Origin of the sequence: Zoogloea sp. LCSB751 (assembly GCF_002028455.1) — a bacterium.
GTDB lineage: Bacteria > Pseudomonadota > Gammaproteobacteria > Burkholderiales > Rhodocyclaceae > Zoogloea.
This window is the reverse complement of sequence record NZ_MWUM01000006.1, coordinates 25,307-46,378: the sequence shown is the minus strand read 5'-3', so window position 1 is coordinate 46,378 and position 21,072 is coordinate 25,307. Positions and strand designations below refer to the sequence as shown.

17 protein-coding genes are annotated in these 21,072 nt (G+C 66.7%); 8 read left to right on the top strand and 9 right to left on the bottom strand.

Annotated features, from left to right (window positions below; all coding sequences use genetic code 11):
* Positions 1-9: 9 nt before the first annotated feature.
* A complete protein-coding gene (locus B4920_RS08680) occupies positions 10-930 on the bottom strand; it encodes an AraC family transcriptional regulator (RefSeq protein ID WP_079434240.1) in 921 nt (306 codons plus the stop codon).
* Between the two features lie 274 nt (positions 931-1,204).
* On the opposite strand from B4920_RS08680, the gene B4920_RS08675 reads away from it, so the two are divergent.
* The 4 genes from B4920_RS08675 to B4920_RS08660 all read left to right on the top strand — a co-directional run bounded on the left by B4920_RS08675 (position 1,205) and on the right by B4920_RS08660 (position 5,554).
* Positions 1,205-1,663, top strand: a complete 459-nt coding sequence (locus tag B4920_RS08675) for a (2Fe-2S)-binding protein (protein ID WP_079434239.1) — start codon at positions 1,205-1,207, stop codon at positions 1,661-1,663.
* Between the two features lie 11 nt (positions 1,664-1,674).
* Positions 1,675-3,870 carry a xanthine dehydrogenase family protein molybdopterin-binding subunit gene (locus B4920_RS08670; protein ID WP_079434238.1) on the top strand — a complete coding sequence of 732 codons (2,196 nt, stop codon included), beginning with the start codon at positions 1,675-1,677 and terminating at the stop codon, positions 3,868-3,870.
* A 71-nt stretch (positions 3,871-3,941) separates the two neighbouring features.
* Positions 3,942-4,985 (top strand): XdhC family protein, encoded by a 1,044-nt coding sequence (locus B4920_RS08665; protein ID WP_254050883.1) that lies wholly within the window; start codon positions 3,942-3,944, stop codon positions 4,983-4,985.
* Positions 4,982-5,554: an NTP transferase domain-containing protein gene (locus tag B4920_RS08660; RefSeq protein ID WP_079434236.1), complete on the top strand. Its 573-nt coding sequence runs from the start codon at positions 4,982-4,984 to the stop codon at positions 5,552-5,554. Before B4920_RS08665 ends, B4920_RS08660 begins: the two co-directional genes overlap by 4 nt.
* Positions 5,555-5,563: 9 nt before the next feature.
* On the opposite strand, the gene B4920_RS08655 is transcribed toward B4920_RS08660, so the two are convergent.
* From B4920_RS08655 to B4920_RS08620, 8 genes are all read right to left on the bottom strand, one after another.
* Complete coding sequence (locus tag B4920_RS08655; RefSeq protein ID WP_079434235.1) at positions 5,564-6,262, bottom strand: DUF3334 family protein; 699 nt, start codon at positions 6,260-6,262, stop codon at positions 5,564-5,566.
* Between the two features lie 117 nt (positions 6,263-6,379).
* Positions 6,380-7,474, bottom strand: coding sequence for a M48 family metallopeptidase (locus tag B4920_RS08650; RefSeq protein ID WP_079434234.1), 1,095 nt, complete (start codon positions 7,472-7,474; stop codon positions 6,380-6,382).
* Positions 7,475-7,550: 76 nt separating this feature from the next.
* A complete protein-coding gene (locus tag B4920_RS08645) occupies positions 7,551-8,354 on the bottom strand; it encodes a TIGR00266 family protein (RefSeq protein ID WP_079434233.1) in 804 nt (267 codons plus the stop codon).
* A 203-nt stretch (positions 8,355-8,557) separates the two neighbouring features.
* Positions 8,558-9,946, bottom strand: coding sequence for a sensor histidine kinase (locus B4920_RS08640; protein ID WP_079434232.1), 1,389 nt, complete (start codon positions 9,944-9,946; stop codon positions 8,558-8,560).
* A complete protein-coding gene (locus B4920_RS08635) occupies positions 9,927-10,613 on the bottom strand; it encodes a response regulator transcription factor (RefSeq protein ID WP_079434231.1) in 687 nt (228 codons plus the stop codon). Before B4920_RS08635 ends, B4920_RS08640 begins: the two co-directional genes overlap by 20 nt.
* A 47-nt stretch (positions 10,614-10,660) precedes the next feature.
* Positions 10,661-13,777, bottom strand: coding sequence for an efflux RND transporter permease subunit (locus tag B4920_RS08630; protein ID WP_079434230.1), 3,117 nt, complete (start codon positions 13,775-13,777; stop codon positions 10,661-10,663).
* Positions 13,778-13,789: 12 nt separating this feature from the next.
* Positions 13,790-14,947: an efflux RND transporter periplasmic adaptor subunit gene (locus B4920_RS08625; protein WP_079434229.1), complete on the bottom strand. Its 1,158-nt coding sequence runs from the start codon at positions 14,945-14,947 to the stop codon at positions 13,790-13,792.
* The gene (locus B4920_RS08620) at positions 14,944-16,200 is read right to left on the bottom strand and encodes a TolC family protein (protein WP_079434228.1); all 1,257 of its coding nucleotides are present in this window, start codon (positions 16,198-16,200) and stop codon (positions 14,944-14,946) included. Before B4920_RS08620 ends, B4920_RS08625 begins: the two co-directional genes overlap by 4 nt.
* 299 nt (positions 16,201-16,499) lie before the next feature.
* Between B4920_RS08620 and B4920_RS08615 the strand changes: the two genes are divergently transcribed.
* From B4920_RS08615 to B4920_RS08600, 4 genes are all read left to right on the top strand, one after another.
* Positions 16,500-16,790, top strand: a complete 291-nt coding sequence (locus B4920_RS08615) for a co-chaperone GroES (protein ID WP_079434227.1) — start codon at positions 16,500-16,502, stop codon at positions 16,788-16,790.
* A 57-nt stretch (positions 16,791-16,847) separates the two neighbouring features.
* A complete protein-coding gene (gene groL, locus B4920_RS08610; RefSeq protein WP_079434226.1) occupies positions 16,848-18,497 on the top strand; it encodes a chaperonin GroEL in 1,650 nt (549 codons plus the stop codon).
* A 204-nt stretch (positions 18,498-18,701) separates the two neighbouring features.
* Positions 18,702-19,010, top strand: a complete 309-nt coding sequence (locus B4920_RS08605; protein ID WP_079434225.1) for a DUF485 domain-containing protein — start codon at positions 18,702-18,704, stop codon at positions 19,008-19,010.
* Entirely contained in the window at positions 19,010-20,755 is a 1,746-nt protein-coding gene (locus B4920_RS08600; RefSeq protein WP_079434224.1) for a cation acetate symporter, read from the top strand. The genes B4920_RS08605 and B4920_RS08600 overlap by 1 nt, the downstream gene beginning before the upstream one ends.
* Positions 20,756-21,072: the final 317 nt, after the last annotated feature.

The window sequence follows — 21,072 nt, the reverse complement described above, 5'->3', positions numbered from 1 at the left end:
TCGTGATACTCAGCGCATCCGCGCGATGTCCCGCAGCGGCGGGGCGCCGAACAGGCGGCTGTACTCGCGGCTGAACTGGGAGGGGCTCTCGTAGCCGACCCGGCGCGCCACGGTGGCGGCGTCGATGGCCTCGGTGAGCATCATCTTGCGGGCCTCCTGCAGGCGGATCTGCTTTTGGTACTGCAGCGGGCTCATCGCCGTGAGCGCCTTGAAGTGGTGGTGCAGCGATGACTTGCTCATGTTGACGGCGTCGGCCAGTGCGTCGATGGACAGGGGCTGGTCGAAGTTGCCCTTGATCCAGTCGATGGCGCGGGCGGTGCGGTGGCCCTGGCTGTCGGTGGCGGCGATGCTGCGCAGGCGCTGCCCCTGGGCGCCGGTGAGCAGGCGGTAGAGCAGCTCCTGCTCGCGTAGCGGGGCCAGCACCGGGATATCGTCCGGCGTGTCGAGCAGGCGCACCAGGCGCAGGAAGGCTTCCATCACGCTGCCGGTGAGGGGGCTGACGCCGAGGCCGAGCGCGCCGTTGCCCGGTGGCAGTGGCGCCAACTGCATGGAGCCGGCCAGTTCCGCGATCCTGCGCGGGTCCATGTCGAGCACCGCGCACAGGTAGGGGCGTTCCGGCGAGGCCTCGGTGATCTGGCCGATCACCGGCAGGTCCACCGAGGTGATCAGGTAGTGGCGGCTGTCGTACTGGAAGGTCTCGTCGGCAAGGCTCAGGCGCTTGGTGCCCTGGGCTGCCACCGCCAGCACGGAACGATAGACCGCGCAGATCGGCGTGCTGGTACTGGAGGCTCGGAACAGGCTGAGGCCGCCGATCGGCGTCGGATTGGGGCCGTCTGCGGTGCAATATCGTTCAATCAGCGCGGCCAGCTCGAGCCGGGCAGCATCGAGCGCGAATGGCGCGGGCTGAGTGGAAAAGCCTGATTCGATCATGGTTTGTTTCTCCTGCCGACGATGCCGAAGGTATCGTCTTCCGGTTGAATGTGCAGCTGCTGAGACACTATTCTGGAGGATCAGGCAAGAATCTCACAGGATTCTGCAATGCCTGGCGGATGGGCTTCGGCTACATTTCCGCTCATGGTGGCAGGACTCCCATGATCGTTGGGGCGAATTCATTCGCCCGCGGACTTCGATCAACCCACCGAGGGCGAATGCATTCGCCCCAACGTTCAAAGAACAATCCGGCAACCCCCCACGGAGATAGACCATGATCCAGCTCAATGTGAACGGCAAGCCCAAGCGCGCCGATGTCGACCCCGACACCCCGCTGTTGTGGACCCTGCGCGATTCGCTCCTCCTCACCGGCACCAAGTTCGGCTGCGGCGCCGGCCTGTGCGGCGCCTGTACTGTGCATGTGGACGGCCAGCCGACCCGTTCTTGCATCACCCCGGTGTCCAGCGTGGCGGGCAAGAAGATCACCACCATCGAGGCCGTCGACAACTCCCGCGTCGGCAAGGCCGTGCAGGATGCCTGGCGCAAGCTCGACGTGGTGCAGTGCGGCTACTGCCAGTCCGGCCAGATCATGAGCGCCGTGAGCCTGCTGAAGACCAAGAAGAACCCCACCGACGCCGACATCGATGCCGCGATGGCCGGCAACCTGTGCCGCTGCGCCACCTACGTGCGAATTCGCGCGGCCATCCACGAAGCCGCCAAGGCGCTGGCCTGAGGAGAGACGACATGACCCAAGCCATTCACAACCTCTCCCGCCGCCACTTCCTGCAAGGTTCCGCCGGCCTGACCCTCGGGCTGGCGCTGCCGGCCTTCGCCGCCAAGGGTGCCAAGACGGCTACCGCAGTCGGTTCTGTCGCCGCGTTCGAGCCGACTCCCTTCCTGAGCATCGGCGCCGACAACTCGGTGACGGTGATCTCCAAGCACCTGGAAATGGGGCAGGGCACTTACACCGGGCTGGCCACCATCGTTGCCGAAGAGCTCGACGCCGCCTGGTCGCAGGTGCGCGTGGACGGCGCGCCGGCCGATGCCAAGCGCTACAACAACCTGGCCTTCGGCCCGATGCAGGGCACCGGCGGTAGCACCGCGATGGCCAATTCCTGGGATCAGCTGCGCCAGACCGGCGCCGTGGCGCGGGCAATGCTCGTCGCCGCTGCCGCCAAGCGCTGGAACGTGCCGGCCGCCGAGATCGGCGTGCGCGACGGCGTCGTGTCCCACGCGGCGAGCAAGCACAGGGCGACCTTCGGCGAACTGGCCGAAGCGGCCGCCGCCGAGGCCGTGCCGGCCAGCGTGCCCCTCAAGGACCCGAAGGACTTCAGCCTCGTCGGCAAGCATGCGCCGCGCAAGGACAGTTTTGCCAAGACCAACGGCACGGCCCAGTTCACCCAGGACGTCCATCTGCCGGGCATGCTGGTGGCGGTGGTCGCCCATCCGCCGCGCTTCGGCGGCAAGGTCAAGTCCTTCGACGCCAGCAAGACCAAGGCGGTCAAGGGCGTCGTCGATGTGGTGGCGATCCCCAACGGCGTCGCGGTGCTCGCCAAGGACACCTGGAGCGCCAAGAAGGGCCGCGATGCGCTGAGCGTCGAATGGGACGACAGCGCCGCCTTCAAGCTCGGCTCCGATGAGATCTTCGCCCGCTACCATGCGCTGGCCCAGACTCCCGGCCTGATCGCCCGCAAGGACGGCGACGGGGACGCGGCCTTGGCCGGCGCTGCCAAGATCGTCAAGGCCAGCTACGACTTCCCCTACCTTGCTCATGCCGCGATGGAGCCGATGAACTGCGTCGTGCAATTCACCGGCGACAGCCTCGAAGTGTGGAACGGCGAGCAGTTCCAGACCGTGGACCAGGGCAATCTGGCGGCCCTGTTCGGCCTGCCGCCCGAGAAGGTGAACATCCACATGCTGTATGCCGGCGGCAGCTTCGGCCGACGCGCGTGCACGGATTCCGACTACGTCAAGGAAGCCGCCTCCATCGTCAAGGCGGCCGGCACCCGCGCGCCGGTCAAGATGGTGTGGCTGCGGGAGGACGACACGAAGGGCGGCTACTACCGGCCGCAGTTCCATCACGCGATGGAGGCGGCGCTGAATGCCGATGGCTCGATCCGCGCCTGGCGCCATCGCCTGGTCGGCCAGTCCATCGCCAAGGGCTCGCCCTTCGAGGGCTTCATGATCAAGGACGGCGTCGATGGCCTGTCGGTGGAAGGCGCGGCGTCGCTGCCCTACGGCATCCCCAACCTGCAGGTGGAGCTGCATACGCCCAGCGACATCACGGTGCCCGTCCTGTGGTGGCGCTCGGTAGGTTCGACGCACACCGCTTACTCCACCGAGACCTTCCTCGACAAGCTGGCGGCCGAATCGAAGCAGGATCCGGTGGCCCTGCGCCTCAAGCTGCTCGACAAGCATCCGCGCCACGCCGGCGTGCTGCGCCTGGCCGCCGAGAAGGCCGGCTGGGGCACGCCGCTGGCCAAGGGCAAGCCGGGCGAGCGCCGCGGCCGCGGGGTGGCCGTGCATGAGTCCTTCCACTCCTACGTGGCCCAGGTGGCCGAGGTGACGGTACAGGCCGACGGCAGCGTGCGCGTGGATCGGGTCGTCACCGCGGTGGATTGCGGCGTGGCGATCAACCCGGACGTGATCCGCGCCCAGGTCGAGGGCTCGGTGGGCTTTGCGCTGTCGGCCGCGCTGCACGGCGAGATCACCCTCAAGGACGGCGTCGTGGAGCAGGGCAATTTCGGCGAGTACGCACCGATCCGCATCAACGAGATGCCCAAGACCGAGGTATACATCGTGCCGTCCGCCGAGAAGCCGACCGGCATCGGTGAGCCCGCCGTGCCGCCGGTGGCGCCGTCGGTGGCCAACGCGATCGCCGCCGCCACCGGCAAGTGGCTGACCCGCCTGCCGTTCCGCTCCGATGAGCTGAAGGCCTGAGCGGGCGCATTTTCATCCACCGTGGGGGCGAATTCATTCGCCCGCGCACCTTGGTCAGCCCAGAAGGGCGAATGAATTCGCCCCCACAGGGGGGCCAGAAAAAGGTCTGGAGCATGGACAGTCAGGATCTGCAGGTTCTTGCCGCGCTGCGGCGCTGGCGCGAGGAAGGGCATCGGGCGGCCCTCGTCACCGTCGCCCAGACCTGGGGCTCCGCGCCCCGGCCGGCCGGGGCCTGGATGGCTCTGCGCGACGACGGCCGTGTGCAGGGCTCGGTGTCCGGCGGCTGCATCGAGGACGACATGATCGCCCGCATGCTGGACGGGCGCATCGCCGGCAGCCAGCCCTTCGTGCTGCGCTACGGGGTGACGCGGGAAGAGGCCAACCGCTTCGGCCTGCCCTGCGGCGGCACGCTGGAGCTGGTCGTCGAGCCGGCCCCGGACGCGGCCCAGCTCGCCGAGCTGGCGGCGCGCATCGAGGCCGGCCAGCTGGTGCGCCGGGAGATCGAGCTGGACAGTGGCGCGGTGCGCATCCTGGACGCCTGCCGTGGCGAAGCCCTGCAGTGGGACGGCACTCGGCTCGGCACGATCCACGGCCCCCACTGGCGCCTGCTGATCATCGGCGCCGGGCAGATCGCCCGCTACCTGGCGCCGATGGCCCAGGCGCTCGATTACGCGGTGAGCGTCTGCGACCCGCGCGAGGAATACTCCGTCGAGTGGGACGTGCCCGGCGCGCTGCTGGTGGCCGGCATGCCCGACGACGCGGTGCTGGCGATGGGGCCCGATCCCCACACCGCCATCGTCGCGCTGACCCACGATCCCAAGCTGGACGACATGGCCCTGCTGGAAGCGCTCAAGTCGCCGGCCTTCTACGTCGGCGCGCTGGGCTCGCGGGTGAACAACGCAGCGCGCAAGGAGCGTCTGCTCAAATATTTCGATCTGTCGGAAGGTGAGGTCGGGCGCCTGCACGGGCCGATCGGCATCCACATCGGCAGCCGTACGCCGCCGGAAATCGCGGTGTCCATCCTGGCCGAGATGACCGCGGTGAAGAACGGCGTCGTCGTGCCGCGTGCTGAGTCAAGCGCCGTCGCCAGCGCCGGCTGCGGCGTGCGCCCGTGACGGGAGCGGTGGTCGGCCTGCTGCTGGCGGCGGGCCAGGGGCGGCGTTTCGGTAGCGACAAGTTGCTGCATCCGCTGCCCGACGGCACGCCGATCGCGGTGGTGGCGGCGCGCTGTCTGCGCCAGGCCTGCCCGCGGAGCATCGCGGTGCTGCGCCCGGAGCAGCGCGAACTGGCCGGGCTGCTGCAGGCGGAAGGGCTGGAAACGGTCTTCTGTCCGGCCGCGCTGGATGGCATGGGCCACAGCCTGGCCGCTGGCGTGGCGGCCAGTGCCGACGCGGCGGGCTGGCTCGTTGCGCTGGCCGACATGCCTTTTTTGAGAGCCGACACGCTGTGCCGGGTTGCCGACGCCGTTCGCAGCGGTGCGGCGCTGGCGGCGCCTTTTCATGACCGGCGGCGCGGCCACCCGGTCGGCTTCGCGGCCCGCTGGCGGGCTGAGTTGCTGGGCCTCACCGGCGACGAGGGCGCGCGGGCGATCCTTGCCGCCCACAAGGCGGACCTGCTTACCATCGAGACCGACGATGCGGGCTGCTTGCGCGACGTGGATACCCGCGCCGACCTGCCCGCCTGAACGTGGAGTTCAGAAACCGAGGGACTTGAGCAGGTCGTCGTGGTCGTCGCCACCGCCGTTGCCGGGGGCGGCAGGCGTTGCGGTAGCCGGCGCAGCGTCGGCGGCGTCGATCAATGCATCCGGGTCGGGGGCATCCTGGGGCTCGAAGTCATAGAGCTTGATGAACTCCGTGCGGTCGATCGCCAGTTCCAGATAGAAGATGTTGTTGCGGCCCGTATAGAAGGTCACCCGGCGGGTCTCGGGCTGGTCCAGGTGGGTGTCCACACTGAGTACGACCTGCTTGTTGAGGACCAGCATCTTCGGCTGGTTCTGCGTGATGTGGGTCTGCAGCTCGCGCCCGACCTGGCCGGTGAAGTCGCCGACGATCTGGTTCATCAGCTCGCCCATCACGTTGCTGACGTCGTCGGAGGTGTGGGAGCTGGCCAGGTCTTCCTTCGCCATGCCCATGTTGAGCATGTAGCTCTCGTACAACTCCATTGCCGACTGGGCCGAGAAGTTGATGACCACCAGGCCGGAGAAGCCACCGTCGAACAGTACGAAACAGCCGATGTCCGGCTTCAGGCAGGTCTTGGTGATGCGCTGGACCATGCCCGAATAGCGGATCTGGCTGTGGGTGGCCACGCTGAGAACCTTGGTGACCGAGTTGCAGAGGCTCAGCAGCAGGTCTTCGGTACCGAAGACGACGGGATTTTTTTCTTGTGTGCTCATGCTTTGGCGATGACCCCTTGGGAACAGGGTGCTTATGTTAGCGGACTTGCCCGTAGGGGTAGTGCAGCGGGTCGAAAATGTGCGCGTGGCAGTCGATCTTGGTGGCGTCGAAGATGCTCATGGCTTGGTGTCGGGCAAGGCCTGGCGGACGGCATCCCAGTTCGCCGCAATGCGCTCCACCGTTCCGGGCACTGGCGTGGCGAGGGCCTTGCGGAGGCTGTCGATGCGCTCGGCGGTGGCTGGGTGGGTGGAGAACACGGTGGGCACCGCCGAGGTAGCTTTGTTTTCGCTGCGTGCCAGGGTCTCGAAGAAACGCAGCATGCCCTGCGGATCGATGCGGGCTTCGGCCAGGCGTTGCAGGCCGCGGGCGTCAGCCTCGCGCTCCGCATCCCGCGAGAACTTCAGTTCGCCGAGGCGGGCACCCCAGCCGCCGAGGGCACCGTAGTCGCCGAACAGCGCCGACACGATGACCCGCAGGCCGGCCGAGCGGACGATCTGGCGCAGGCTGTGGCGCAGCTCCACGTGGGCGATCTCGTGGGCCAGCACGCCGGCCACTTCCTCCGCTGAGCCCGCTTGTTTCATCAGGCCGGAATACACCACGACCACGCCTCCGGGTGCGGCGAAGGCATTGATGTCCGAGCGTTCGGCCAGGTAGAAGCGCAGGTTCTCGCCAGGGCGGGCGAGGCGCTTGCCGATGAGCTGCAGTGCATCCACCGCCGGGCCCTGTTCGATCAGCTTGCTGTCAAGGCGGGTGCGGGCCAGCACCGCTTCACCGATTTGATTCTCGATGGATGGCGGGATGTGCTCGACGACCCGGTCGGCCAGTGGCTCGACAGCCAGGAAGATGCCGGCGATGAGCAGCAGTGGCAGCAGGATCAGCAGCGTCACGCCGAGGCCGAAGTGCCGCTTTGTGCGCCGCTGGGTGTGCGCTCCGGCAGCGAACAAAGTCGGGGCCACTGCGCGCAGCGGCGCAATGGCAGCGTCGGCGACGATCAGCAGGTGTTCGCCGCCCTCGCCGGGCCAGGCGATTGCCCACTGGCTGTGGTTGAAGCCCCGCGCCTCGGCGCGCAGTGCGGCGGCGCGTATGCGCAGAACTTCGGAATCCTCCGGGGCGACGAGCAGGTGTCCGCCCTCCCAGCGCAGCAGCGCCGGGTGGCCGTGGGCATCGCCGCTCGGTGGGTAGTAGCGGGCGGAAATGGGGGCGTCGCTCACCGGACGAACCTCCTGTCACTGCACGCCATCGCATCGGCAGGCGGGGGGCGCCGCCTGGACGGCCGGGCGGCGGCGTTCAATCGTCGTCGCCGAGCAGGGAGCCGAGGCCGATGCCGCCGAGCAGCGAGGTACTTTCCTTGCCACCGCCGCCCTGCACCACGCGGGAGGCCATCACGATGCGGTCGGCCATGCGCGACAGGGGCAGGGACTGCAGCCACACCTTGCCGGGGCCGGTGAGGGTGGCGAAGAACAGGCCTTCGCCGCCGAACAGGGCGGTCTTGATCTTGCCGGCGTACTGGATGTCGAAATCGACGCTGGGCTGGAAGGCCACCACACAGCCGGTGTCCACGCGCAGGGTTTCGCCGGGGGCGAGGGTTTTTTCGAGCAGGGTGCCGCCGGCGTGGATGAAGGCCATGCCGTCGCCGTCGAGCTTTTGCATGATGAAGCCTTCGCCGCCGAACAGGCCGACGCCGATCTTCTTCTGGAAGGCGATGCCGAGGGACACGCCCTTGGCTGCAGCAAGGAAGGAGTCCTTCTGGCAGATCAGCGTGCCGCCGACCGTGGACAGGTCCACCGGCACGATCTTGCCCGGATAGGGGGCAGCGAAGGCGACCCGGCGTTTGCCGCTGCCTTCGTTGTGGTAGATGGTGGTGAACAGGCTCTCGCCGGTCAGCAGGCGCTTGCCGGCGCCGAGCAGCTTGCCGAACAGGCCGCTCTGCTGGGCCGAGCCGTCGCCGAAGATGGTGTCCATCTGGATCCCGTCCTGCATGTACATCATCACGCCGGCTTCGCCGACGGCGGCCTCGCCGGGGTCGAGCTCCACCTCGACGTACTGCATTTCGTTTCCGAAGATTTCGTAATCGACGACATCCATGGCCATGCTGAGGGTCTCCATCGTGAAGCGGTAAAGGGGCACAACGGGGGCCGCAAGTCTTTTTGCGGGCGTTCGGCGCATACGGTACGGGTAAGGCCGTCATCTTTCAATGCCCGCTTTGCATGCCGATGACGGGGGCGGCGGCTTGAGTGCGGTGAGCGCCGGGCCCGGAGAGGATTTTTCGGGAGGGCCCTCCCGGCGCCGGCGGTTCAGTCGGGTGGCTGACTGGCCGGCAGGCGGACCTGCAGGCGGGTGCCACGGCAGCCTGCCGGGTCGAGGGCCTGGACTTCGCCACCGAAGCCGCGGGCGATCTCGCGCACGATGGCGAGGCCCAGACCGCTGCCCTGGCCGCCGGTGCCGGGCAGGCGGAAGAAGCGCTCGAAGACGCGCTCGCGGGCTTCCGGGGGAATGCCCGGGCCGTTGTCTTCCACGTCGATGAAGACGTCGTTGCCCTGCTGGCGGCTGCGGATCGTCACTTCGCCGTTGGCCGGCGTGTAGTGGATGGCGTTGATCACCAGGTTGGCGATGGCCTCGCCGAGCAGCAGCCTGTCGCCGCTGACGCGGGCTGCTTGCAGCTCGAAGCCCAGATCGATGTGGTGGGCTTCGGCCAGGCGGATCCATTCCGGGCTGCGTTCGCGGATCAGTTCAGGGACGTCGATGGGGGCGTTGAGGCTGGCGTGCCGGCCGCTGGGCTCGGCGGACAGTAGCACCAGCATCTGGTTGACCAGGTGGCCAAGGCGCTCGATGGCGTTGATGCACTGGCGGCAGCGGGCTTCCCGCGCGTCGGCGTCGGTCTCCCCCTGCAGCAGTTCGAGCTGGGTGCGGACGCCTGCCAGCGGCGTGCGCAACTGGTGGGCGGCGTTGGCGACGAAGCGTTGCTGGGCGGCGGAGGCCTGGTCCAGGCGGTCGAGCACCAGGTTGAATTCATCGACCAGCGGGCGGATCTCGGTCGGGGCGAAGGCCGAGTCCAGGGGCTGCAGCGCGCGGTGTCCCATGCGCTGCAGGGCGGCGCGGATGTCTTCCACCGGCAGCAGCGCGTGGCGGATGCCGAACCAGATGGTGAGGCCGGTGGCGCCGGCAAAGAAGATCAGCGGCAGGATCAGGGCGAAGCTCAGGTCGACGCGCAACTGGTCGCGCTTGCGGGTGGTTTCGGCGGTGACGAAGAGAAAGGGTTCGCCGGCGATGCTGCGGCGCAGGGTGCTGACGCGGATCGGGTGGCCGCGGAAGTGAGAGTCGAAATTGATCCGTTCCCCGTCGTCGGATTCGCTGTTGGAGTCCTTGTCCGGTGCCGCATGAGGCAGGCCGATGTCGCCGGCAATGAAGCGTTCGCCGGGGCCGAGGACCAGGAAGTAGATCTCGTCCACCCGGTCGGTGCGCAGCACCTGCTCGGCCGCCGCAGGAAAGACGAAGCGGGGTTCGCCACTGCTGACTTCCAGGTGGGGCACCAGCGCCAGGCCGGCGTCGGCCAGGGCCTGGTCGAAGGCTTCCATGGCCGGCTGGTGAATCAGGTGGTAGGCCAGCGGCAGGAAGGTCGCCACGGCGAGCCCGGCCGGCAGCAGCAGCCACAGCAGCAGCGCCTTACGCAGGCTTCGCGTCATGGGGCATGTCTTCGAGCATGTAGCCCAGTCCGCGTACGGTGCGGATGCGGATACCTGCCGGTTCGAGCTTGGTGCGCAGGCGCGAGACATAGACCTCGACGGCGTTCTCGCTCATGTCTTCGTCCCAGGAGCACACCGCGGCGACGATGCGTTCCTTGCTGAGCACGCGCTCCAGGTTGTCGAGCAGAAAGGTGAGGATGGCCCATTCCCGTTGCGGCAGCTCCAGCGGCTGGCCGTTCAGCCAGGCCCGGTGGGCTTCCTCGTCGAGGGCCAGCGGGCCGAATTCGCGCCGCGCGCTGCCCTGGCCGCGGCTGCGCCGGGCCAGGGCATTGACGCGGGCGAGCAGCTCGACCGCCGCGAAGGGCTTGGTGAGGTAGTCGTCGGCGCCCAGGTTGAGGCCGCGTACCCGTTCGTTGAGGGCGTCGCGGGCGGTCAGCATCAGCACGTGGACCGGATTGTGGCGGGCCCGCAGGCGGCTCAGCAGCTCCAGCCCGTCCATGCCGGGCAGGCCGATGTCGAGGACCAGCAGGTCGAACTTCTCGGCGGCCAGCGCGGCCTCCGCCAGCTCTGCGGTGCCCACGTAGTCGGTGGTGAAGCCGGCACCGCGCAGCAACTGTGCGACACCGTCGGCCAGCAGAGGGTCGTCTTCGACAATGAGGATGCGCATGGTAGGTCTGTTTGTCGGTGAGGGGCAGGGCTGTTTGAGTGGGGGCCTCAGCCTTCGTGGCCGTTCCGGCTACCGTTCTGGCCGCCGTCCTTGGGGCCGCCGAAGGACAGCAGCACCGGCAGCAGCAGCAGCGTGAAGATCGTGGCGCTGACGATGCCGCCGACGATCACCACCGCGAAGGGGCGCTGGGTTTCCGAGCCGATGCCATGGGACAGGGCCGCCGGCAGCAGGCCGAGGCCGGCCATCAGGGCGGTCATCACGATCGGGCGCAGGCGCAGCATCGCGCCGTCGAGGATGGCCTCGGTACGGGTGGCGCCGCGGCGGGCAATTTCCATGACTTGCTCGACCATGATCACGCCGTTCTGCACCGAGATGCCGGCCACCGCGATGAAGCCTACCGCCGCCGATACCGACAGGTGCAGGCCGGCCACCGCCAGCCCGGCAAAGCCGCCGATCAGCGTGAACGGCACCATCGCCAGCACCAGCAGGGCCGGGCGGATGTCCTTGAAGGCCCAGAACAGCAGCGAGAAGATCGCCCCGAGGGTGATCGGCACGATCACCTTCAGGCGGCCCATGGCGCGCTGCTGGTTCTCGAACTGGCCACCCCAGGTGACGGAATAGCCGGCCGGCAGGGTGACTTCGGCGGCCACCTTCTTCTGGGCTTCGGCGACGAAGCTGCCCTGGTCGCGGCCGCGCAGGTTGGCTTTGACGATCACGTTGCGGCTGCCGGCTTCGCGCTGGATGCGCGACGCGCCCTGGCGCAGCTCGATGTCGGCCAGATCGCCGAGGGGAATGCTGCCCTTGCCGTCGGGCAGGGCTACCGGCAGGTGGGCGATGTCGTCCACCTGGTCGCGGTATTGGGGACCGAAGCGCAGGGTCACGTCGTAGCGCCGCTCGCCGTCGTAATACACATTGACCGCGGTGCCGCCGAGGGCGGTCTGGATCATTGCGTTCACGTCATTGACCAGGATGCCGTAGCGGGCCAGGGCTTCGCGCCGCAGGCGGATGTCCACCTCGCTCTGGCCGCCTACCGGCAGGGCTGCCACGTCGGCCGAGCCCTGGATGTGGTTGAGAACGGTGGCGATTTCCTGGCCCTTGGCCTCGAGCACCTGCAGGTTGGGGCCGAAGACCTTGACCGCCAGCTCGCCCTTGGCACCGGACAGGGATTCCTCCACGTTGTCCTCGATGACCTGCGAGAAGTTGGACGGCAGGCCGGGAATGGTGGCCAGCTTGGCGGCCATGCTGTCGATCATCGCGTCCTTGCTGGCGAAGCGCCACTCGCCGTGGGGCTTGAGGTCGGCGAGGATTTCCAGGTTGTTGGGGCCCTTGGGGTCGGTACCGTCGTCGGGGCGGCCGACCTGGGTGATCACCGTCTTCACCTCTGGGTAGCTCAGCATGATGGTCCGGACCTTGCGCTCGATCTCCTTGGTATTGGTCAGGGACGAGGATTGGGGCAGGCTGACGGTCAGCCAGATGTTGCCTTCGTCGAGCTTGGGCAGGAATTCCGAGCCGAGCAGCGGCGCCAGCGCTAGCGCGACGACCAGCGAGACGGCGGACAAACCGATGGTCACCGCTCGGTGCGACTGCAGGCGCACCAGCAGGTCGCGGTAGCGGTGCTGCAGATTGTGCAGCCAGGCGCTTTCCTTCTCGGCCATGTCCTTGTTGAGGGCGAAGGACAGCAGTGTCGGCACCAGGGTCAGGGTCAGGATCAGGCCGCCGAGCAGGGCGAAGGACAGGGTCAGCGCCACCGGCGTGAAGATGCGCCCTTCTACGCGCTGGAAGGTAAAGATCGGCAGGAAGGCGACGATGATGATGGCCTTCGAGAACAGGATCGGCGAGCCCAGTTCGATGCAGGTCTGCTTGAGGGCGTGGATGCGCCGGCCGACCGGCGAGGTGATGCCGTGGTGCTCGGTGCGCGCATCGAAGGCCAGGCGCACCATCAGGGCTTCGACCATGACTACCGCGCTGTCGATGATGACCCCGAAGTCCACCGCGCCGAGGGAGATCAGGTTGGCCGACACGCCCAGCGCGTGCATCAGGATGAAGGCGAACAGTAGCGACAGCGGGATCACCGCGGCGACGATGATGGCCGCCCGCAGGTTGCGCAGGAAGACCAGCAGGATGGCGGTGACCAGCACCGCGCCGACCAGCAGGTTCTCGCCGACGGTGGCCACGGTGTGGCCGATCAGCTCGGTGCGCTGGTAGATCGGGCGGACCTTGTAGCCTTCCGGCAGGCGCACATTGACCTCGTCCACCTTGGCGCGGAGGGCTTCGACGACCTTGGTGGCATTGCCGCCCTTGGTCATCTGCACGATGCCTTCGATGACGTCGTCGCGGTCGTTGAAGGCCACGATACCCGAGCGTGGACGGGCGCCGGCGACCACTTCGGCCACGTCGCTGATGCGTACCGGCTTGCCTTCGCGGGCCACCACCACCACGTCGCGGATGTCGTCGAGGTTGTTGAAGAGGCCCAGCGAGCGCACCACCAGGGCTTCGTCGCCGCGGCGCAACAGGCCGCCGCTGCCATTGCCGCTGGCACCCGTCAGGGCCTTGCTGACGTCATCCAGGCTGACGCCGTACTTGCGCAGCAGGTCGGGTTCGATGCGCACCTGCACCTCGCGGATCGAGCCACCGAAGCTGACCACGTCGGCAATGCCCGGCACGATGCGCAGGGCCGGGCGGATGGTCCAGTCCTGGATGGCACGGACCTCCTCCTGGGAGGCGCCCGGTGGCGAGTCCAGCACGTAGCGGTAGATCTCGCCGACGGCGGTGGTCAGCGGGGCCAGCGTGGGCTGCACGCCCGGCGGCAGATTGACGGTCTGCAGGCGCTCCAGCACCTGCTGGCGGGCGAAGTAGTCGGCGGTCTTCTCGTTGAAGGTGAGGGTGATCACCGACAGGCCGGTGATCGACACGGAGCGCAACTGGGTCATGCCCGGCACGCCGCTCATCTCGCGCTCGATCGGCAGCGTGACGGTGCGCTCGACTTCCTCTGGCGCCTGGCCGATGGCCTGGGTGACCACCTGGACCTGCACGTCCTGCACGTCCGGGAAGGCCTCGATGGAGATCTGGCTGAAGGAATACAGGCCGTAGCCGAGCAGAGCCAGCGCGGCGATGATGACAAAGGCACGCTGGCGCAGGACCGCGGTGATGATGGAGTCGAACATGCCGGAAGGTCCTTAGCGGGAGCTGCTGGCCAGCTCGGCGTTGAGGAGCAGGGCACCGACGCCGACCACCTTCTCGCCGGCCTTGATGCCCTGCCAGACATAGGCGTAGCTGCGGGTCTGCACCGCCAGTGTCACTTCCCGTTTCTCGAAGACGCCGGGCTCCCGTTCGACAAAGACATAGTTCTTGACGCCCTCCACCAGCAGCGAGCCGGTCGGGATCTTCGGCAGCTCGCCCTGGTTGTCGGCGAGGATGCCGACCTTGGCATACATCTCGGGCTTGAGCAGGCCTTCCCGGTTGTCGACGGCGACCCGCGCTTGCACGCGGCGGGTCTGCGGGTCGAGGGTCGGCGCGACGCGCACCACCTTGCCCTCGAAGCTGCGGTGCGGATAGGCGGAGACTTCGACCTGGGCGGACTTGCCGACGGTGACCAGCGGCAGGTCGCGTTCGGGAACATCGACGAGTACCGACAGGCGGCTCATGTCGGTGATGATGAACAACGGTTCATCGGTGTCGGGACGGACTTCCATGGCGGGGTTGATGCGCCGGGTGGCGACGATGCCGGCCATCGGTGCGCGCAGCACGTAGCGTTCGCTGCCCGCGGAAACGCCACCGTTGGGCGCCAGGTTGGCGAGGCGCAGGCGCGCCCGTTCGACTTCGGCCTGGGCCTGGTGCCAGTCGGCTTGGGCCCCTTCGAGATCGCGCTTGGGCACCACTTCCGCATCGAACAGGCTCTTGGCGCGTTCGAAGGCGGCTTTCTTCTGGTGGGCGTCGGCGCGGGCCTTGGCCAGATCGGCGGCAGCGGTGCCCAGTTCGGGCGCATCGAGGACGGCCAGCACCTGGCCTGCCTTCACCTGGTTGCCGATGTTGGCATGGATTTCCAGTACGCGGCCGGCAATCGGCGCGAACAGGCGGGCGGTGGCGTTCTCGTCGTACACCACCCGGGCGGCCAGCGGCTCGTCCAGCGGCACCGGGGCCCGCTCGGCCCGCTCCACCTTGATCTGGGCCAGTTGCGGGGCGGCCGTCGGGAAGCGCAGCACGCCGGGCTCGGCCGACGGTTTCATGACCACCGGTTCGGAGGCGGCTTCTTCCGCGCCATTGTGGAGATACAGGTAGGCACCACCGGCCGCGGCGGCCGTGGCGAGGGCGAGGACGATCAGTCTGGTTTTCATTGCGGCGTGTCTCCGGCCAGGCGCAGCAGCATGGCGGCGCGGGCGAGGTCGGCGCGGGCCTGGATGGCCTCGATGCGGGTGGTGCGCAGGGTGCGCTGGGTGTCGAGATAATCGGTGAGGCTCATGCCGCCTTTCTGGATGGCGATGTCGGCGCCACGGCTAGCCCGTTCGGCGGCGGGCAGCACGATGTCGCGGATGCGTGCGAAACGGGCCGCGCTGGCGGCCTGCTCGGCGCGCAGGCGGGCCTGTTCGCTGCCGATGCCGGCCTGGGTGGCGATGAGCTGCTGTTCGGCTGCGGTGTAGTCGGCTTCGCTCTTGGCGATGTCACCACGGTAGTCGTTGCCGAGGAAGAGGGGGATGGACACGCTGAGGCCGTAGGCGTTTTCGGGTACCGCATTGTTGGCGTTGGCCGGGCTGTGCTCGTACTGCACGCCGACCGATACGTCGCGACTGCGCTGGGCGCGGGCGGCGTCGCGCAGGGCGTTGGCCTGTTCGACGCGCTGGCGGGCGGCTGTCACGTCGGCACGCTCGCTGGCTGCCGCCGGGGACGGCAGGGCGTCGGCGCCTGGCCAGTCGTCGGTGGTGTCGAGGCGGTCGGGAGCGATACGGTTGCCGAGCAGTAGCGCCAGCGCGACGCGGGCGCGGGACAGGTCCAGCTCGGCCTGCACGGCATCGTTGGCGACGCGGGCGGCATCGGCGGCAAAGCGCGCCACGTCCACCCCGGCCAGGTCACCGGCCTTGCCGCGCAGTTCGGCGGCGTCGGCGGCTCGGCGGGCGAGGGCGGCGTTCTCGTCGGCGATGCGGCGGATCTCGCGGGCGGCGCGCAGGTCCAGCCAGGCGTTGGCCAGGTCGATGCGGGCCAGGCGGATGGTGTTTTCCAGGTCGGCCTGGGTCGCCGACAGATTGCTCTCCGCGGCGCGCAGGCGCAGCGCGCGCTTGTCGCCGCGTTCGAAGACCTGGTCGACGCGCAACACGTTGTCGGTGGGGCGCTTCCAGTAGCCGCCGCTGCCGCGCTGGCCAGGATCGATCGACGTGGCACCGAGGGTCAGTTGCGGGTTCGGCCGGGCTGCGGCGATGTCGATGCCGGCGCGGGCGCCGGCCAGGGCCGCACGGGCCTGGAGGATGACCGGGCTGGCCTCCAGCAGCAGCCGGTCTGCATCGGCAAGACTCAGGGACTGGATGTCGGCGGCCTGCACCAAGCAGGGGAGAGGCAGCGTGAGGGCTGCCAGGACGAAACGGGAACGGAGACGCATGCCGGAATCCGGAATGGGACGATCATCCAAGTCTAGAAAGACTTTCTGTCGATGAACTTACTTTTTTCTTGCACGAAGCTTGCGCCGTTTTGGTGTTCTGGCGTGCGGGGTGGCATATAACAAAAATAAAAAAGCTCTGCGCTCGTACTTGAAAAGCGTTCTGGGCGACCCTATTATTAGCACTCGTTGGGGCTGAGTGCTAACAGGCTTCGTCCCCGGTCCTCGCCAAGACCTGAATTGGCCAACGCATTTTCCGTCGGGCAGCCATGCCCGGATTGAAACGAGTAGGAGATCTATAGATGAAAATCCGTCCCTTGCATGATCGCGTGATCGTCAAGCGCGTTGAAGCCGAGCGCACCACTTCCAGCGGCATCGTGATCCCCGATTCCGCCGGCGAGAAGCCCGATCAGGGCGAAATCCTGGCTGTCGGCAACGGCAAGATCCTCGAGAGCGGCGAAGTGCGCAAGATGGATGTCAAGGTTGGCGATCGCGTGCTGTTCGGCAAGTACGCCGGCCAGACCGTCAAGGTCGATGGTCAGGAACTGCTGGTCATGCGTGAAGAAGACATCATGGGCGTGCTCGAGGCCTGAGCCTCGCTACCCGCGTCTTCCCCAGTCCCTAGATTAAGAATTCCGGAGAAACACTAAATGGCAGCTAAAGAAGTCAAGTTTGGCGATTCCGCCCGTGCCCGCATGGTTGAAGGCATCAACGTCCTGGCCGATGCGGTCAAGGTCACCCTGGGCCCCAAGGGCCGCAACGTGGTGCTCGAGCGCTCCTTCGGCGCCCCGACCGTGACCAAGGACGGTGTGTCCGTGGCCAAGGAAATCGAGCTGAAGGACAAGTTCGCCAACATGGGCGCCCAGATGGTCAAGGAAGTTGCCTCCAAGACCTCCGACATCGCCGGTGACGGCACCACCACCGCCACCGTGCTGGCCCAGTCCATCGTCCGCGAAGGCATGAAGTTCGTTGCCGCCGGCATGAACCCGATGGATCTGAAGCGCGGCATCGACAAGGCTGTCGTCGCTACGCTGGAAGAGCTGCGCAAGCTGTCCAAGCCCTGTTCGACCAACAAGGAAATCGCCCAGGTGGGCTCCATCTCCGCCAACTCCGATTCCTCCATCGGCGACATCATCGCCAACGCGATGGAAAAAGTCGGCAAGGAAGGTGTCATCACCGTTGAAGACGGCAAGAGCCTGAACAACGAACTCGACGTCGTCGAAGGCATGCAGTTCGACCGCGGCTACCTGTCCCCGTACTTCATCAACAATCCGGACAAGCAGGTTGCGATCCTCGAAAACCCGTTCGTCCTGCTCTTCGACAAGAAGATCTCCAACATCCGTGACCTGCTGCCGGTGCTCGAGCAAGTCGCGAAGGCTGGCCGCCCGCTGCTGATCATCGCCGAAGACGTGGACGGCGAAGCGCTGGCCACCCTGGTGGTGAACAACATCCGCGGCATCCTGAAGACCTGTGCCGTCAAGGCTCCGGGCTTCGGCGACCGTCGCAAGGCCATGCTGGAAGACATCGCCGTGCTGACCGGCGGCCAGGTGATCGCCGAAGAAGTCGGCCTGACCCTCGAAAAGGCCACCCTGGACGACCTCGGCCAGGCCAAGCGCATCGAAGTGGGCAAGGAAAACACCACCCTCATCGACGGCGCCGGCGTTGCCGAGCGCATCGAAGCCCGCGTCAAGCAGATTCGCGTGCAGATCGAGGAAGCCACTTCCGACTACGATCGTGAAAAGCTGCAAGAGCGCGTGGCCAAGCTGGCCGGCGGTGTTGCCGTGATCAAGGTTGGCGCTGCCACCGAAGTCGAAATGAAGGAAAAGAAGGCTCGCGTCGAAGACGCGCTGCACGCCACCCGTGCTGCCGTTGAAGAAGGCATCGTTCCCGGCGGCGGCGTGGCCCTGCTGCGTGCCCGTGCCAACCTGTCCGGCCTGAAGGGCGACAACCACGACCAGGACGCCGGCATCAAGATCGTGCTGCGCGCCATGGAACAGCCCCTGCGTGAAATCGTCGCCAATGCCGGTGCCGAAGCTTCCGTGGTGGTGAACAAGGTGACCGAAGGCTCCGGCAACTTCGGCTACAACGCTGCTACCGATGTGTACGGCGACATGGTCGAAATGGGTGTGCTGGATCCCACCAAGGTGACCCGTACCGCGCTGCAGAACGCTGCCTCCGTGGCCGGCCTGATGCTCACCACCGACTGCATGGTTGCCGAACTGGCTGAAGACAAGCCGGCCGGCGGCATGCCCGACATGGGCGGCATGGGTGGTATGGGCGGCATGGGCATGGGCATGTAATTCCCGCCCGGCTCCCAAGGCCTCGGAAAACCCCGCTTCGGCGGGGTTTTCTGCTTTATGGGCTCGCGCTCTTGTCTTTTATTAAGGACTTTTATTGGTCCATAGAATACGTAAGTTCTCAGTAAGGGAGGCCCGGTACCTTGACATCACCCTGAGAGGAATCCTGTGGTTCCTCGGCAAAGGTTAATTGGAGAGGAGGAAAAAATGAGAGACGAACTCGGCGACCGCATCCGGGCAAATCCGAAATACCAGGAGCTGGTTTCGAAACGCAACGCCTACGGCTGGGTCATGACGGCCCTGATGATGATCGTGTATTACGGATACATCATGCTGGTGGCCTTCGACAAGGAATTCCTGGCGCAGAAGACCGGCGCCGGCGTGACCTCGCTCGGGATTCCCATTGGCTTGGGAGTCATCTTTTTCACCATCATCATTACCGGCATTTATATCCGCCGGGCCAACACCGAGTTTGACGATCTGAAGGCTCAGGTTATCAAGGAGGCCACCAAGTGATGCGCGTTTCCAAACTTTTCCTCGGCCTGCTGGCCGTTGCGGCTTCCGGCGCTGCGCTGGCGGCTGGTGCCGATCTGGGCCAGGCTGAAAAGCAGGCCACCAATTGGACGGCAATCATCATGTTCGGCGTGTTCGTTGCCGGCACGATGTTCATCACCAAGTGGGCCGCATCCAAAACCAAGTCGGCGGCCGACTTCTACACCGCCGGCGGTGGCATCACCGGCTTCCAGAACGGCCTGGCGATTGCCGGCGACTACATGTCCGCCGCGTCCTTCCTGGGTATTTCTGCCGCAGTGATGGCCAACGGCTACGATGGCCTGATCTATGCGATCGGCTTCCTGGTCGGCTGGCCGGTGATCACCTTCCTGATGGCCGAGCGCCTGCGCAACCTCGGCAAGTTCACCTTTGCCGACGTAGCCGGTTACCGCTTCCAGCAGACCCCGATCCGCGCCTTCGCGGCCTCCGGCACGCTGGTCGTCGTGGCCTTCTACCTTATCGCCCAGATGGTTGGTGCCGGTCAGCTGATCAAGCTGCTGTTCGGCCTCGAGTACTGGATCGCGGTGGTCGTGGTCGGTGCGCTGATGATGGTCTACGTGCTGTTCGGTGGCATGACTGCCACTACCTGGGTGCAGATCATCAAGGCCTGCCTGCTGCTCGCCGGCGCCTCCTTCATGGCCTTCATGGTGCTGGTCAAGTTCGGCTTCAGCCCTGAAGCGATGTTCGCCAAGGCTGTTGAAATCAAGACCGCGCTGGCCGCCAAGGATGCCAAGCTGATCGAGGAGGCTGCCGCCAAGGGCGTGGATATCGCCGTGGCTGCCGCCAAGAAGGGCGACTCCATCATGGGCCCGGGTTCCTTCGTGAAGGATCCGATCTCCGCGATCTCCTTCGGCATGGCGCTGATGTTCGGTACCGCCGGTCTGCCCCACATCCTGATGCGCTTCTTCACCGTGCCGGATGCCAAGGAAGCCCGTAAGTCCGTGGGTTGGGCGACCGTCTGGATCGGCTACTTCTACATCCTGACCTTCATCATCGGCTTCGGCGCGATCACCTTCGTGCTGACCAATCCGGAGTTCCTGGATGCCAAGGGTGCGCTGAAGGGCGGCGGCAACATGGCGGCCATCCACCTGGCCAACGCTGTTGGCGGCAACATCTTCCTCGGCTTCATCTCCGCGGTTGCCTTTGCCACCATCCTGGCTGTGGTTGCGGGTCTGACCCTGTCCGGCGCTTCCGCCGTGTCCCATGACCTGTACGCCACCGTGTTCAAGAACGGCAACGCCGACTCCGCCGCCGAACTGCGCGTGTCCCGTATCACCACGGTCGTGCTGGGTGTCATCGCGGTGGTCCTGGGTATCGCCTTCGAAAAGCAGAACATCGCCTTCATGGTGTCCCTGGCCTTCGCGATCGCGGCTTCCGCCAACTTCCCGGTGCTCTTCATGAGCGTGCTGTGGAAGGACTGCACCACCAAGGGCGCGGTGATCGGCGGCTTCCTCGGTCTGATCAGTGCCGTGGTGATGACCGTGCTGTCCGACTCCGTGTGGGTGGCCACCCTCGGCAATCCGAAGGGCTCCGCACCGTTCCCCTACACCTCGCCGGCCCTGTTCTCGATGACCATCGGCTTCGTCGGCATCTGGATCTTCTCGCTGCTCGACCGCAGCCCGAATGCCCAGAAGGAGCGTGAGGACTTCGCTGCCCAGCTGATCCGTTCCGAGACCGGCATCGGCGCAGCTACGGCTTCCAGCCACTAAGCCACGTGTTCCCGCCGGGCGCATGCCCGGTGGCTTGCACGCCAGCCCCGGCGGTCCGAAAGGCCGCCGGGGTTTTTATTTGTGTGAACGGCAGGAGCGGGCCGGAATGGGCGGAGCGGCCCTGTGCTAGACTCGAACAGATTCGTTTTGGGAATGTCGACGGTGCTGTCGAAGGCCTAGGATGGCCTTGAGGTGCTGCAAGGAAGTTGCTGCAGGCAAGCCGTGAACGGCCAGGCGGGAAAAAGACGGCGGGGGAAGGAGCCGTCGGGCGGCCCGATCCCCCGAGGCGTGGTCCAGGCGAAAGCCAGGCCCATGCC